Annotated in this window: 15 protein-coding genes; 3 read left to right on the forward strand and 12 right to left on the reverse strand. The window is 36.1% G+C overall.

All coding sequences use genetic code 11. The annotated features are described in order from the left end of the window. On the reverse strand, positions 1-404 hold a 404-nt coding region (locus tag P9B04_RS01630; RefSeq protein ID WP_342053256.1), incomplete at its 3' end, for a hypothetical protein. 641 nt (positions 405-1,045) lie between these two features. Here P9B04_RS01630 and P9B04_RS01635 point away from each other — a divergent pair. Beyond that, positions 1,046-1,489 (forward strand): Hsp20/alpha crystallin family protein, encoded by a 444-nt coding sequence (locus tag P9B04_RS01635; protein WP_342053257.1) that lies wholly within the window; start codon positions 1,046-1,048, stop codon positions 1,487-1,489. Between the two features lie 346 nt (positions 1,490-1,835). Here P9B04_RS01635 and P9B04_RS01640 read toward each other — a convergent pair whose 3' ends face one another. From P9B04_RS01640 to P9B04_RS01680, 9 genes are all read right to left on the reverse strand, one after another. Then, a complete protein-coding gene (locus P9B04_RS01640; RefSeq protein WP_342053269.1) occupies positions 1,836-3,398 on the reverse strand; it encodes a glycoside hydrolase family 3 N-terminal domain-containing protein in 1,563 nt (520 codons plus the stop codon). 74 nt (positions 3,399-3,472) lie between these two features. After that, positions 3,473-3,862: a 30S ribosome-binding factor RbfA gene (rbfA, locus tag P9B04_RS01645; protein WP_342053270.1), complete on the reverse strand. Its 390-nt coding sequence runs from the start codon at positions 3,860-3,862 to the stop codon at positions 3,473-3,475. 198 nt (positions 3,863-4,060) lie between these two features. Next, positions 4,061-4,672: a HEPN domain-containing protein gene (locus P9B04_RS01650; protein ID WP_342053258.1), complete on the reverse strand. Its 612-nt coding sequence runs from the start codon at positions 4,670-4,672 to the stop codon at positions 4,061-4,063. Then, entirely contained in the window at positions 4,665-5,696 is a 1,032-nt protein-coding gene (locus P9B04_RS01655) for a ParA family protein (RefSeq protein ID WP_342053259.1), read from the reverse strand. Before P9B04_RS01655 ends, P9B04_RS01650 begins: the two co-directional genes overlap by 8 nt. A 58-nt stretch (positions 5,697-5,754) precedes the next feature. Then, a complete protein-coding gene (locus tag P9B04_RS01660; RefSeq protein ID WP_342053260.1) occupies positions 5,755-6,417 on the reverse strand; it encodes a class I SAM-dependent methyltransferase in 663 nt (220 codons plus the stop codon). Between the two features lie 20 nt (positions 6,418-6,437). Further along, positions 6,438-6,656 (reverse strand): sulfur carrier protein ThiS, encoded by a 219-nt coding sequence (gene thiS, locus P9B04_RS01665; RefSeq protein ID WP_342053261.1) that lies wholly within the window; start codon positions 6,654-6,656, stop codon positions 6,438-6,440. After that, complete coding sequence (locus P9B04_RS01670) at positions 6,657-7,679, reverse strand: thiamine phosphate synthase (RefSeq protein WP_342053262.1); 1,023 nt, start codon at positions 7,677-7,679, stop codon at positions 6,657-6,659. Positions 7,680-7,771: 92 nt separating this feature from the next. Next, positions 7,772-8,944 carry a transaldolase gene (locus tag P9B04_RS01675; protein ID WP_342053263.1) on the reverse strand — a complete coding sequence of 391 codons (1,173 nt, stop codon included), beginning with the start codon at positions 8,942-8,944 and terminating at the stop codon, positions 7,772-7,774. A gap of 163 nt (positions 8,945-9,107) precedes the next feature. Continuing rightward, positions 9,108-9,497, reverse strand: a complete 390-nt coding sequence (locus P9B04_RS01680) for a hypothetical protein (protein WP_342053264.1) — start codon at positions 9,495-9,497, stop codon at positions 9,108-9,110. A gap of 113 nt (positions 9,498-9,610) precedes the next feature. Here P9B04_RS01680 and P9B04_RS01685 point away from each other — a divergent pair, with 113 nt between their 5' ends. Continuing rightward, complete coding sequence (locus tag P9B04_RS01685; protein WP_342053265.1) at positions 9,611-10,402, forward strand: hypothetical protein; 792 nt, start codon at positions 9,611-9,613, stop codon at positions 10,400-10,402. 80 nt (positions 10,403-10,482) lie between these two features. Here P9B04_RS01685 and P9B04_RS01690 read toward each other — a convergent pair whose 3' ends face one another. Then, positions 10,483-11,238, reverse strand: a complete 756-nt coding sequence (locus tag P9B04_RS01690) for a class I SAM-dependent methyltransferase (protein ID WP_342053266.1) — start codon at positions 11,236-11,238, stop codon at positions 10,483-10,485. Positions 11,239-11,443: 205 nt separating this feature from the next. On the opposite strand from P9B04_RS01690, the gene dxs reads away from it, so the two are divergent. After that, a complete protein-coding gene (dxs, locus tag P9B04_RS01695) occupies positions 11,444-13,354 on the forward strand; it encodes a 1-deoxy-D-xylulose-5-phosphate synthase (protein ID WP_342053267.1) in 1,911 nt (636 codons plus the stop codon). 97 nt (positions 13,355-13,451) lie between these two features. Here dxs and P9B04_RS01700 read toward each other — a convergent pair whose 3' ends face one another. Continuing rightward, positions 13,452-15,350 carry a fatty acyl-AMP ligase gene (locus P9B04_RS01700; RefSeq protein ID WP_342053268.1) on the reverse strand — a complete coding sequence of 633 codons (1,899 nt, stop codon included), beginning with the start codon at positions 15,348-15,350 and terminating at the stop codon, positions 13,452-13,454. Positions 15,351-15,922: the final 572 nt, after the last annotated feature.

Raw genomic sequence — 15,922 nt, forward strand, 5'->3', positions numbered from 1 at the left:
TTTATGAACATAGTTTGGAACTTTGTCTCGTCAGGTGCAAGATCTGAGTTTAATGGATTTTGATCAGTTCCGTCCCAGGTAACAGTGGTTTTGCTCGTGTACCCTGGAGGATTAGAAATTGAAAGTCGCTCGTTGCCTTTATCAATTGCTACAAATCCTAAAACAACTGACGAATCGCTTTCAATGTTCTCAAATTTTAACTCTCGTTCACCACCAATTATGGACCTTTCGTTTCCCTCCGTTTTATTCCTTTTGGGATTTTTGTCATCTCCCAGAATAGATAAGATAGGAGGGTCAGGGGCTACTGTAAAGTCATCTATTATCATAGTCATAGCTTGAACATTAGAGGTCAAAGCCAATAGAGAGCTTATGACGAATCCTCCGACAAATAACTGTTGCTTCATAGAATATTTCACCTAATTTATATTATAAAAAAATCCTTTCACTAGGCAGGATAAAAACTTCTGTTACACGCTTATGGGCAAATGTAGACATTACTTTAATAATATTAACTGGCAATCTTTTGTGATATCCGTGAATTTATCTAGTTTTGGTTGTTTTGGTCTGGTATTGCAGTATTTTTACGAAGGAAAAGCTGTATATTAGTTCTTATTTAAGAGAATAAGTAAAGTGTATTCAATTTAAGAAAAAGCCGTAAAAACCTAAAAAAAGAAATAGCATCTTGAGAAAAATACAAAAATCAAATTAATTTACTATGAGAATGTTGGTTTTAAATGCCTATTCATATTAAGTTATTGATGCAGAATAAAAAAATATACTATTTCAATTAATGAGAATTTTATCAATAGGACTAACTTCAATAACTTCCCATTTTCTTGTATTAAGACAAACAGCAAGAAGGATTCAAACTAATTATATTAACTCCATAAACTTATTATAACTGACTACATTAGGAAATTATGATAGATTTAATTGCCCGAGGGAAAATACACCATTCTCTGTCGAATAAACCGTATTGTCTCTACCTTTTTCAAACGTTAATATAAAAACAACAAGCAATAAGCACTATTAGGAGATAACAATTATGGCACTTGTAACTTACAATCCTTGGAAAGAAATGAATGCTTTACAACGTGAGATTAATCAACTGTTCGACGAAGGTTTATTGACTAATTCAGACCGAAGTTTTAAAGAACTATCTTTTGCTCCTTCTGCTGAACTTTCGGAGACAGATGATGCAGTAAAGCTTAAGTTAGAACTTCCTGGAATTAATGTAGAAGATGTCGATATTCAAGCGACAAAAGAAGCCGTTTATATTACAGGAGAACGCAAAAAGGAAACAAAATCCGAGGAAAATGGTGTTACTCGCAGCGAATTCCGCTATGGTAAGTTTTCTCGTTCTATTGGTTTACCTGCTCTAGTTGATAATACTAACATCACTGCAGAGTACAAAGAAGGAATTCTTCACCTAACCTTACCTAAAGCTGAAGAAGAAAAGAACAAAGTTGTCAAAGTTTCTCTTGCTTAATTTTGTTCGGCGGGTGATATCAATCTTATAAAATAACATAGAGGCATTTCATATAATGCCTCTATGTTGATTGTCTATAAGAAACAACCATTAAAGATAAATTTTGCTAATATTAAGCACTTTGCCTAATATTTTTAATGCTATTAGGTAAAACTGTATATATTTTGTTATTTATCGTATCAGGTAGATGTGGTTTTGTTGCAGATAAAACATACTTAATTGCCTTAACAACATTAGTTGCAGGAGATACATAACCTTGCTGTTCAATATTTTTTGAAAATGTTTGTCCATTAAAGATGAGAGAAAAAAGACTTTATGTAAAACGATTACTATACAATAAACAGTTTTAAATAAAAACATCTCCTAAATTTTTAGACATTTCTCTTAATTCTACCTCTGATAAATTGAACAATGTTTGGCAAGCGATCGCCTGACTCTCTGCCATTTGTCCGTAGGAAAATACCCAAGGTAAGTCTAAACTTATTTCTGTTGTAAACCACTCCAAAATATAAGGACTACCATAAATAATTAAACCTTTCACTATTGATTTTTTAAGCATCTTATGGTAGAAATTTTTAGCATTTTGACTCAATCCTGAATTACCTCTAAACGGATTACCTCTGATGAAAATTTGTAATAAAGTTTCTCTATTGTCTTCTAAGGCATTATTGAATGTACTTTGATCAACTAACTGTAAGTTATAATCTAATAAATTAGGAATAGTAAAAGCTGGCATCTGTCGATCTAAAAAGTCTGAATTTAAAATATCATCTACTACAATTAAATTTCGTTTTAATGTATTTTTTTTCCTCTTCATAGGCAAGTTTTTACTGCTTTTGAGAGAAGCTTTAAGAATATTTTTTACAGTTTGCCTATCCTCTTTTTGAGACAGTTTATAAATAGATAAATTTTGATTGTTAGAATTAAATATTTTTTGTTTTGCTTGCCAAATTCTCTTCAGAGATTCATCTATTCTGTCAACAGTTAATCTACCTGATTGGATAGCACTGTAAACAGAATTAATAGCAATTTCTGGATTATCTGGCATTAATAAAATATCTGCTCCTGCTTCCACTGCTTTGATAGCAATTTCATCAGAATCAGCAATTTCAGCTACACCTCCCATGATCAAAGCATCGGTGACAATTAAACCATCAAAACCTAATTTATCTCGTAGTTTTCCTGTTAAAATATTTTTGGATAACGTAGCAGGATTATCTTTATCCCAGGCATCAATTAGTAAATGCGCTGTCATTACGCTGTCAACTTTTGCCCCTATTGAAGCTTGAAATGGAACTAATTCTAGAGACTCTAATCTCTCATTGCTATGACTAATTACAGGTAAATCTAAATGAGAATCTCTGCTAGTATCACCATGACCAGGAAAATGTTTTGCTGTAGTTAATATGGAATAATTTTTTGCACCTGAAATAAATGCTTTTGCTAACTCACTAACCACTTCACAACTATCACTAAAAGAGCGAATATTAATAACAGGATTTTCTGGGTTATTATTAACATCTACAATAGGACTTAAAATCCAATTTATTCCTATTGCTAAAGCTTCTTTTGCTGTAACTTCTCCCATTTTATGAGCATATTTTACTGCTAAGTCTAAATCTGATTTAGCTATTTCTCCTAAAGCCATAGGGGGAGGAAAATAAGTGGCACCACTAAACCTTTGTCCCACACCTTCTTCTATGTCGGCGGCAATAAAAAGAGGAGTTTTTGAACACTCTTGTAACTGTTGGGTTCTTAATAATAATTCTGCTGCACTTCCTCCCAATAAAATAACCCCACCTAGATTTAAAGTTTCTAACCAATCAAATAATTGAGAGTTATAAACTTCCCAGATGGGGTAACGAATTTGGTGATCAAACAAATAACCAGAAGCACGAACCACGATCATTTGCCCGATCTTTTCTTTTAAGGTAAATTGAGTCCAATCAGGTAGTAAATTAGTCACAGAGATTCATTATTTTGTTAATCTTCTGCATTATAAGACTCATCTTCTGGAGGGATCGTTTCTCGAATTTGATCGAGAAGATTTAGCATTTGATCTCCCCTCTCGATACCATGATCCTCCAAAAATGTAACCTCTGGGGCGCGTCTCAAGCGGATACGGTGCGCTAATTCTTTTCTCACATATCCTTCTGAAGATTTTAATCCCTGCATGGTTTCAATCTTTGCTTCTTCTGTGCCGTAGATGCTAACGAAAATTTTAGCATGTTGCAAATCTCCAGAGAGATATACATCGGTTACGCTAACCATTCCAGCACCAACACGATCATCTTTGATATCAAATAGAAGCATTTGAGACACTTCGCGTTTAATTAATGAGGAAACGCGAGAAACCCGACGACTATTAGCCATGTTCGCCCCCTTTCGTTGACTAATGTGGGCAATATTTAGGATTTTATTAACCACTCTCTAGATAGTATAGCAATGAAAACAAGCTTAATATTCTTGAATGTATAAATTTTTTTCCTGTCTATGGGCAGATTTCTCTAGTTTCTGGGAATTGATTGCATATCGGGTTTTATCATAATGGTATCCATTGCTTTTGATCTCTTAAGCAACTAAACCGACAATTTCTTGCCCACATCTACTTAAAAAGTCTGTGATTGATTGACACTCATGTTTATTTATTGGATATTTTTGACTTGTGGAAATATCAATATCCGCTTCATGTACAATTGCATTTCTTCTCGCTGCTATCAGTTTTAAGGTTGTTTTAGCTGTTCTATCATCCATGTCCATTTTAGCGGCAATTTTTTGCCATTTTTGCCGCTCATCCCAAATATAACTTAATCCCTTTGCAACTTTTTCAGGTTCTTGATAGGAAATAGTTTTCAATTTATTAAAAACTGCTTGCTCAAATATATATTCTTTTGGGGGAAGCATGGTAGGAGAAATTAACTCATTGTAAGTTTCTATTGATATTGATTCTTGTAAATATTGAGGAGTTGCTTGTCTATTTCCTGTGAAAATTTCAATCATGCCTATCCGAATAATATCATGAATTAATTTATCAAAAGCACTCACAGAATAAACAATTTCCGCTCTTAATAAATCATCAAAAGACAAAGGTGAGTTCATAGAGTTTTCTAAATATTCATAAAGTGCAGTCAAATTTTTCGCTTCGTCTATATTTTGATTAAATAATCTCAATGCTCTATACATAGTTTAATAATTGAACTAATTTATCAGTAATAGATTGAAATTTAACTTGAAATTTATCTCTACTTGTTTTCATTCCCTCTAGAACAGTTCCTGTTTCATTAATTTCATTGTCTGTTAATTCAAATACGGGAACTCCTGCTTGATAAGATTTAGGTAATAACCCCTGAAAGTCTGGTATTTCATCAAGACAGTATCCACCATCAATAAATTCTTGTGTATACTGTTCTTGATTTAACGTCATTTCTACTTTAGTAATTTCCTCAAAAAAATCGCCCTTAATTATCTCTTTTATTTGCTCAATATTATCTTGATATGGTTTTGCTGGACGGCCTCTGCGAATGTTGAAACGCTGAATTAACGTGCCTAAAAATTTTGGTTCTCCTTCTAATAATTGATAAGGAGAGTCAGCGAAAAGAGAGATAGAATTTTTTTTCCATAGAACCCATCTTGGAAAGACAGATTTTAACGTATTTATGGCCATTACTGAAAAAGGATCTGGATTAGTTGGAATGATCAGTGCATGAGATGATAAAAATAGGTTTTGGTTGATTGCGCTTAATCCTGGATTCAAATCTATTAATGTATAGTCAATGTTATATTTTTCTTCCGTTAGTTTTATCAACTCAGAAAAAGCACCAGGTAAATTCTGTAACGTTGCTAGAGCATTATTTCCTATTTGAGAAAATGTTAAAGCAGCATCATATTCTGATAAATTAGCGTGTCCTGCAAGCAAATAAAGAGACGGCGATCGAGTTGGGGAAAAACAATTAACTGCTTTAATAGGATAAGGTTTTCCAGTAAAAGCAACTTGAACACCATCTTTAATATTATCTTTTTTCGTCGCATCATCTAAATAATATTGATCAAATTTATCCCCAAGCATTAAACTTGACAAATTACATTGGGGATCAGCATCCACAACTAAAACATTACTATTTTTAGATAACATCCATCCAATATTATAGATAGAAGTTGTTTTACTAACTCCACCTTTATGATTAAAAATAACGATTCTCTTAGCCATAAATTTTGCTCTCCTACTTAATTAAATTAAAGCGATCGCTAATCAGTCAAAGCTATTATTATTTCTTTAAAGCTAAGGTTAAACCATCAGCAATAGGAACTAAACTTAAAACAATTCTCGTATCTTGATGCAATTTTTGATTAAAGTTTCTCATTCTTTGGGTACGGTTATCTGTTATTTCATTGTCAGCAACTTTTCCACCCCACAACACATTATCAATGGCGATTAATCCCCCCGGTTTCACTAACCATAAAGCTTTTTCATAATAGTTATCATAATTACTTTTATCAGCATCAATAAAGGCGAAATCAAAGCTATTATTTTGTCCTTTTTCAATTAATTCCTCTAAAGTTTCTAAGGCAGGAGCAAGACGCAAATCAATCTTATGAGTAACTCCTGCTTTTTCCCAAAATTGTTGTGCTATTTTTGTTGTTTCTTCATTAACATCACAAGCAATGATTTGACCATCTGATGGCAAAGCTAAAGCAATAACTAAAGCACTATATCCTGTAAAAACTCCAATATCTAAGGTCTTTTTTGCTCCCATTAACTGCACTAATAAAGCCATGAATTGACCTTGTTCTGGGGAAATTTGCATATTCCCCATAGGATGCTCTGCTGTTTTTTCCCTTAACTGTTTCAGTACCTCAGATTCCCTGACAGAAACCTCTTGAAAATACCGATACAATTCCCCATCTAATCCTAATGTTTTGTTAGTCATTTTTTAATCTCTAAATTTTATCAACCGCCACCAACAATAGTTACAATTTCTAAGCGATCGCCTGTTTTTACTATCGTATTTTCCCAGTATTGTCGGTGTAAAATTTCTCCATTGTATTCCACTGCAACTAAGCGAGGATTAAGTCCCATTGTTATCAAAAATTCGGGTATATTTTTCCCAGATCCACAGGTTTTTTCCTCGCCATTCACCTGCAATTTAATTGTTTCTGTGCTATTCATTTACAATGTACCTTGTAATTTTCTCAATAATTTCTGTGTTGTTTTTTTAGGGTTATCTGCTTCCATAATAGCACGAACCAAAGCAACTTGAGTTGCCCCGAATGCCATCACTTCGGTAACATTATCTTCATCGATTCCACCAATAGCAAACCAAGGAATAGGAGACGTTTTAGCTGCGTATTTTACATAGTCTAAACCGGCTGCTTTTTTATCTGGTTTAGTGGGAGTTGCATACACGGGACCAACTCCTAGATAATCCGCTCCTTCTGCGATCGCTTTGGTCATTTCTTGGGGATTTGTGGTGGAACGTCCGATAATTTTATTGGGACCTAAAATGCGTCTTGCTAAGGCAATAGGTATATCTTGTTGTCCTAGATGAACCCCGTCTGCATTAACCTCCAAAGCCATATCTACCCGATCATTTACAATAAATAAAGCGTCGTACTTATGACATAATTCGCATAGTTTTTGAGCTATTTCTAGGCGAATAATATCATCTATATTTTTGCTTCTGTATTGAACTAAAGGTAAGCCTCCCTGTAAAGCATATTCAACAGTTTCCAGCAATTTTTCTGTAGAAGATGTAACTAAATATAAAGTAGCATTTTTAAGTTTTTGATAGCGATAAGATTGTAATAATTCACTTTCTAATGTATAAACTTGATAACGAATTTTTTTGAAAGCGTTACCCATATTAGAATCATAAAGTTTGCCATATTCTTCTAACACCCTTAACGCTTCTTGAACCCGACACAAATTAGCTTGTAAAAGTTGCTCAATACTCTCTCTATTTTCTTCTTGGGAATGAGATAAGTGGGTTCCTGGATCGTTAGGAGTATCTCTCGCTAAACGTAACTCTGATGTGTGCCAATGAGCAATTTCTTGACGCATTTGTTTACATTTTTCTGCCCAACCGCTATTTTCTAATCCTAAGCGACACCATTCTTCAATTACCCTTAAACCTTCCCTTGCTCGATCTAAATTAGCATCCAAAATGCGACAAATTACTAAATTTTTATCCATATTTTTTCTTAGATCATAGTTTATTCTATCTGATAAAAGGTGCGCTTCCTAAACAGTAACGCACCTTTACTTTAATCAATTGACTTAATAGATTAAGCTTCAACTAAACGAATAGCGGCTCCCAACCCTGCTGCCATTTCTTCAGGGGTAATTTTGCCATCGTGATTGACATCGATAGCATCAAAAACTAAATCGGTTCCTGCCCATTCTTCACGGGTAATAAAACCATCTCCATCTAAATCATAAACTCGGAAAATATCAGCCGCTGCGTTATTAACTGTTGTTTCTCCTTCTATGCGAGTTAACCTATCTTTAAGCATTTCTTCTAAGGTTTCTAAGGCTTTTGTAAACCCTTTAATACCTTCGTCTAGCTTTTCATAAGCCATTTTATCATCCTGGTGCATCTTCTCAAAAGTTGCTTTATCCATAGCAATTTTTTCGATGTCCATCTTAGAAGCTACTTCAGGATCTAGCTTACGAGGTAAGGTTTCTTCAGTGGACTTTAACTGCTCTAATAACTTAGGAGAAATGGTCAATAAATCACAACCAGCCAACTCACAAATCTCTCCAATGTTACGGAAACTTGCCCCCATTACTTCGGTTTTGTGACCGAATTTTTTATAGTAATTGTAGATGCTGGTAACAGACAGTACCCCAGGATCTTCTGTAGGGACATATTCTTTTCCTGTTTCTTTTTTGTACCAATCTAAAATACGACCCACAAAAGGAGAGATTAAGGTAACATTTGCCTCTGCACAAGCCACTGCTTGGTGCATTCCAAATAGTAGAGTTAAGTTACAGTGAATACCCTCTTTCTCTAAAATTTCTGCTGCTTTAATCCCTTCCCAAGTGGAGGCAATTTTAATTAAAATACGATCCCGAGAAACACCAGCTTTTTCGTATTCAGAAATTAGATAACGGGCTTTTTCTAAAGTACCTTCTGTATTGTAAGATAAACGAGCATCAACTTCTGTTGAAACTCGCCCAGGAATGATTTCGAGAATTTTTAAACCGAAAGCAACCGCTAAACGATCAAAAGCCAGAGTAACCACCTCTGATTCATTAGCGTCTTTTCCTAACTCTTTTCTAGCAGTTTTTAAGGTATCATCCACAATAGATTGATACTGCGGCATTTGGGCTGCTGCTGTGATTAAAGAAGGGTTAGTGGTGGCATCACGGGGGGTAAAGGTTTCAATAGCTTGAATGTCCCCCGTATCAGCAACAACAACGGTAAATTCTTTCAATTGTTCTAATAATGTTGCCATATTTACTCCTTACGATAGAGGTAAAATTTTCAAAATTTAAGCAAATAACTCAAGCTTAATCGGCCCTGATTATGCTATTTTTCAACCATATCAGCTACGGTTTGTTTTCTGGGATAACTTCAGAAATTCCTAATAATTTATCCTTGTTTTTTTCCTGTTCAATTTAAGATTCCATTCTCAAATTTGCACCGGTTTGATCGGTACGGTACACCCAAGTGGTTTGACCATCGCTTAGTGTAACGCGCCATCCTTCTACTAAAGCTTGGGTACAAAATTCATCAGCTTTAGCTAATCCTAAACAACCATCTGGCCAAGTGTTAGGTTCTGTTTGCTGTATTTCTAGTTTATCGGCACTGATGTCGTTATTTTGGGTGATCTCATTAAACACAGCATCAATGACTCCTTGGGGTGCTTCCATATTATTGGTCATGGTTTGTTGACTTGTTGTAGGTGTTTCAGGAGTAGGTTGAGAACTACTGGTGTTAGGTGAAGACTGACATCCATAGACAGTGATAACGATCGCTAAACAACAGTAGAGACAAAAATTTCTCATACAATCCTCTTAAAAAAAGGTCGCTATACTCAAATTTTCTTAACAGATGGCACATTTCGCCCTCAGTTTTGGGAATTCTTAAGGTATATAAGACTCTATCTTTACTCATCTCTATGTCTTCTTCACGGTTTTTTTATCAACCGCAACTACTTGCACAAACCACAGAAAATCCTACTTTACCGTCTGCAACCCCTTCTAATGGTTCTCGGGGATTAAGTGGACAACTATGGACAATTAGCACTGTTGGGCTTTTGGTCATCTTCTGTATTTTAGCTGCTCATAGTCAATGGCAACTAAAAAAAACAAGAAAAGCTTTAAAATTTGAAAAGTATAAAAGTAAGGATCTTAAAAAAAAATTAAAACTAGCCCTAGTTACCATCAGGAAAATGGAACAAAATCCCGACTTAGTTCATGCAAGGGAATTTAACTTAGATTATCTGCGAATGCGTATGGATGAGGAGGTTTTCCATTACGTGGTTGTTAATCAGATCAAAATGAAAGTTACTCAGTTAATTGGGGCTGCCTTACGTCCGAGTACGGATAAAGTTCAACCTGGAGTTATTGTCGGGGGAAGAAATATCGACGAAAGTTTTGATGTTACTTATGAAGTAGAAACCCAAGAGGGAAAATGGAATAAAGGGGTTTTATTTCGTATTTCCATTAAATTAATTAAATTACCCACTCAATCCAGTGCTTCAACTGTGGCTCAAATTCTTGAATGTCTGGAAAACTTTTTAACTCCGATGAAAAGCAAAGAAAATTGGCAACCTTCCATACAAGGACAAGTGGTTTTAATCAGTTGGGATCAAAAAGCCAAACCGACTCCCTTGTTAGTTATAGAACAATCAGAAGAGGGATTAAGTATTCCTCAAAAAAGTCGTGTCTCTTCCCAGAGAAATATTTAATATAAAAGTAGGCTTATAGGGATTTAAAATTGAATGGAGAAAATCAAAATTCAAACCCTATCTTATTATCTTTTAACTGACTATTTTTGGGCAATTACTAACATTTCATAATCATCAGGTGATAAAATATCATTTCGACTAAAAGCACCAAGTTTTGAACCAAAAATATCAATTTTTTTAAATTGTAAGGTTTGTAATAGCCACGTTATCTCTGAGGGGACATAATATCTTTCGTTGCAGTTAATGGTTTTTTTATTGCCAAGATCATCTTCAATATTAAAGGTACTAGACTCACGAAAGGTTATTAAATCAAAAGAATGCTCTTCTGTGTTTCCTGAATTAATGTTATCATTCATTAAATCTTGAACAGAGTGATATAAGGGATACAAAGCACTTAATGCCGTAAAAATAAACAGTCCATCCTTTTTTAAAGCCTTAGCAGCACTAGCTAAAATTTGGAAATTCATAGCATCGGTTTCCATGAGAGAAAATCCACCTTCACACATCATGATCGCCAAATCAAATTCATCAACAAAAGGCAATTTTCTGGCATCGTAGCGGTGAAACTCAAGGGATAAATTTTCTGCGATCGCTTTTTCTTTAGCTCGTTGTAAAACAGACTCAGATAAATCGATACCGACTATCTCATAGCCTCTTTTCCCTAATTCAATGGAATGCCTACCCGTCCCACAACCAATGTCCAAAATTCTAGTATTTTTCTCGTAATTAATTTCACCCTCAATAAAATCGCACTCCCCAATAGTCCCGTGAGTAAATCCCTCCTGATCGTATTTAATTGCGTAATTCTCAAATAACTCTTCGTACCATTGTTTCATTGTCTTATTTTGCTCCAGCTAAGTTTTTAACCATTAACCCACTTTTGACAGCAATTTTGAAGATTGACCTGAAAATCCCTCCACCTTTTAGCCCTCTTATAGTCACTCACTGCCAATATCCGTATTAATCAAAAAGTGCGATCGGGTAAGAAGGGTGTCAAAATAGTATATAACGATCCAATGAAGATGGTAAAAAACAAACCATATGAATTTAAGCGATATTACCCATCCTAACCAATTACACGGTTTATCAATTCGACAATTAGAAGACATTGCTCGTCAAATTCGAGAAAAGCATTTACAAACCATTGCGGCCACCGGGGGACACCTAGGCCCGGGATTAGGAGTGGTAGAATTAACCGTTGCTCTCTATCAAACCCTAGATCTCGATCGCGACAAAGTAGTCTGGGATGTAGGCCATCAGGCCTATCCTCATAAAATGTTAACTGGACGTTATAACCGCTTTCATACCCTAAGACAAAAGGATGGAATTGCTGGCTATTTAAAACGTTGCGAGAGCAAATTTGACCATTTTGGTGCTGGTCACGCCTCCACCAGTATTTCTGCTGGACTAGGGATGGCATTGGCCAGGGATGCTCAAGGGGAAGATTATAAAGTTGTTTCCATCATTGGCGATGGGGCCCTTACCGGTGGGATGGCCTTAGAAGCAATTAACCACGCCGGACATTTACCCAACACTAATCTTATGGTGGTGTTGAACGATAACGAAATGTCAATTTCTCCCAATGTAGGGGCAATTTCTCGTTACCTTAATAAAGTGCGTCTCAGCGACCCCGTGCAGTTCCTTTCAGACAACCTCGAAGAACAATTTAAGCATTTACCCTTTTTTGGCGAGTCTTTAACCCCAGAAATGGAACGGGTAAAAGAAGGGATGAAACGTATTGCTATGCCTAAAGTAGGAGCGGTAATTGAAGAATTAGGCTTCAAGTATTTTGGTCCCATTGATGGTCATAATTTAGAAGAATTAATTTCTACCTTCAAACAAGCGCATAAAGCAGTTGGCCCTGTTTTTGTTCATGTGGCCACAGTAAAAGGTAAAGGTTATGAACTAGCAGAACAAGATCAAGTGGGTTACCACGCTCAAAGTCCTTTTAATCTAGCCACAGGTAAGTCTGTTCCTTCTAATAAACCCAAACCCCCCAGTTATTCAAAGGTTTTCGCCCATACTTTGACAACTTTGGCCCAAAATGACCCGAAAATTATTGGCATCACTGCAGCTATGGCCACAGGAACGGGACTGGATAAACTACAAGCAAAACTACCTAAACAGTACATTGACGTAGGTATTGCCGAACAACACGCTGTCACTTTGGCCGCAGGGTTAGCTTGCGAAGGAATGCGTCCAGTAGCGGCAATTTACTCAACTTTCTTGCAACGGGCTTACGATCAGGTATTACACGATGTTTGCATCCAAAATCTTCCCGTTTTCTTCTGTTTAGACCGAGCAGGTATTGTGGGAGCTGATGGTCCAACTCACCAAGGATTATACGACATATCCTATTTACGTTGTATTCCTAATTTAACAATTATGGCTCCCAAAGACGAAGCCGAGTTACAGCGTATGGTGGTAACTGGGATTAACTATACCGATGGAGCTATTGCCATGCGTTATCCTCGTGGCAATGGCGTGGGTGTTCCTTTGATGGAAGAAGGGTGGGAACCCTTGCCTATTGGCAAAGGAGAAATTCTCCGCAGTGGCGACGATGTACTTCTCATTGGTTATGGAACAATGGTATATCCCTCCCTGCAAGTAGCAGAAATTCTCAAAGAACACGGTATTGAAGCAACGGTAATCAACGCCCGTTTTGTCAAACCCCTGGATACAGAGTTGATTGTACCCTTGGCGCAACGCATTGGGAAAGTAGTTACCTTAGAGGAAGGCTGTTTAATGGGTGGTTTTGGTTCAGCAGTGGCTGAAGCATTACTGGATCACGATGTGGTAGTTCCCATTAAACGGTTTGGGGTCCCAGATAAGTTGGTAGACCACGCCAAACCTGACCAGTCAAAGGCTGATTTAGGGTTGAGCAGTCCTCAGATTGCTGAACAAATTAGGCAACTTTTCTTTAATGTACCTCAACCCTCTGTGGCGGTTTGACTTTAGTAATATTTATTGGGGGAATTTACGAATTCTCCCCATTTAAACTCCGTTCGGGAGCAAAAAATACTTAACTCCTAACACCGAACTCAGGTTGCTATGCTTTGCTATCATAAACGACATTTAAAGTGTTGTTCAGGAAACCTTGACGACAAGCATATCGTTGAATTTTACCGCTAGAAGTTTTGGGAATAGTTCCCACTCTTACCAGAAGAACGCGATGTACTTGTAATCCGTGATGAGTAGACACAACCTTTTTGACATTCTTAATAATCTCAGGAAAAATTGGTGATTCTGAAACTGTTATTTGAGACTGTGAATCATCAGAGTTTCCTTGCCGACGATCGCTTAATTTTCGTCTTTCTTCTTGAGGGGGGATGGCGACAACTTTTTTACGACGATTATGATAACGACGTTCTAACTCAGCAGTGATCACTAAGTTTTGTTTGCCGTTAACCTGAACCGTGAAAGCTGCACTACGATGATTGATAATTGCATCATGACATTGCTCAACGGTCATTTCAATATCTTGAGGATAATGGTTTCGTCCTCTGATAACCAAAACATCTTTGAGTCTCCCTGTGACAAATAATTCTCCATTCTTGAGAAACCCTAAATCCCCAGTGCGTAAAAATGGTCCTTCTTCATTAGCTAATCTCCCTTTAAAAGTTTTAGCGGTTTCTATCTCCCGTTGCCAATACCCTTGCGCAACAGTCTTACCAGATACCCAAATCTCTCCCACTTCATCCGCAGCACAGGTTGTGAGTGTGTTTGGATTAACAATAACAATTTGGGTGTCAATTTCTGTCTTGCCACATCCAACTAACAGTTGTTGGTTTTCGTCCTCTGGTTGAGCTTCAACAACTCTATTTTCTTCTAAAGAGTCAGCTTGAACCCTATAGAATGTAGGCTCTTCCTGTGCAGCAACTGTGGTGACTTTTAAAGTAGCTTCTGCTAACCCATATGCAGGACAAAAAGCAGTGGAGTTAAAGCCACAAGAGGCAAATTCTTGAGAGAAATGTTCGAGAACATCGGCTCGCACAGGTTCAGCCCCATTAGAAGCCACTTTCCAACTACTGAGGTTAAGGGTTTCTTTTTGTTCAGGGGTAATTTTATTGGCGCAGAGTTGGTAAGCAAAATTAGGTGCAGAACTATGAGTTCCTTTGTACTTGCTAATCGCTTGAAGCCAACGTACGGGACTCTGTAAAAAGGTTGCAGGAGACATCATATAGCAAGGGATACCTTTATAAAGTGGTTGCAATACCCCATAAATTAATCCCATGTCATGAAATGTGGGCAACCAAGTAACAATCACACTATCAGAATTATGTTCAAATCCTCGATCAATATCCGCTGAATTGACTAATAAATTTTCATGAGTTACCATCACTCCTTTAGGATTCCCAGTAGAACCCGATGTGTATTGTAAAAACGCTATAGAATCAGGGGTTATTTGAGGAGGATACCAACTTTCTGTGAGACTGTCTTTATAGTTATCAGTGGTGAACCAACTCAATGCGGCTAAGTCTGGTGTATTAATAAAATGTTTTTCGATATTGTCTAAGATATTCTGGGTTGTTAAAGAAATTTTTGCTCCAGCATCAGAAATAACAGATTGAAGTCGTAATAAATTTTGATTACGTTTAGGAGGATAAAGTGGAATGGGAATTATCCCGGCATATAAACAACCAAAAAATGCGGTAATAAATTCAATTCCTGGCGGATATAAAAGCAAAGCTCTCTCTCCAGAAGTTCCTAAAACTAGCATCCTTTTTGCAATATTTTTGCTCTGTATATCTAACTCTTCATAGGTCAAACTAATTAACTCTTTTTCTCCATCTTTGAGAAACGTGTATGCTTTTTTTTTAGGCTGATTAATTGCTCTATATCTGAGGATTTCTACCAAATTATTCGGGAAATTGCTTTTACTCTTTGCATAATAATAATCATAAAAATCATAATCTACAGGATTAAAATTTTTTAATGTATGGATCATAATTATAGTTTTGTATTTCTTATTTAATCTACGTATAACACTGTCGGCAAAATTTGCGTATCCGTGAACTCAACTAATTATAAATATTTGGTTTGTAATGATAGTGTGGTACTGACCACAATACTACTAATATAAGTTAATTTTTTCTTAAAATAAGGTGTTGAAAATGTGAAATAGCACGGGAAATATTACAGTTTTTAACAAAGTAACTATCAAATAAAAGTATTCACTTAACAAGTTCTTTATATTTCTCCTGTTTTACATAACCTAATCAAGTTGAACATTAACCATGATCCGAGGAAGTTTATCTGAAGGATTGTTTGAATGTAGCGATCGCTTTAGAAAACCTGAGCAATTACTTTGAGTTCTACAACTACGCTAGGTTGCATCCATCTTGAGGTTATAAATGTCCAGGCACTATACATTTTCAAGATTAAGGAGATAGTTTAATTCAATTAACAAAATTCTAAAATGTGATCAAGTCAAAAACAGCCACTCTTATGTCTTAAGTTTTCTCGGTTTTTTGTATCTTCTCAAAAAGCCAGGGGTCACTCGCTGCGAAAACTTAGGCC

This window comes from Crocosphaera sp. Alani8 (assembly GCF_038442745.1).
GTDB lineage: Bacteria > Cyanobacteriota > Cyanobacteriia > Cyanobacteriales > Microcystaceae > Crocosphaera.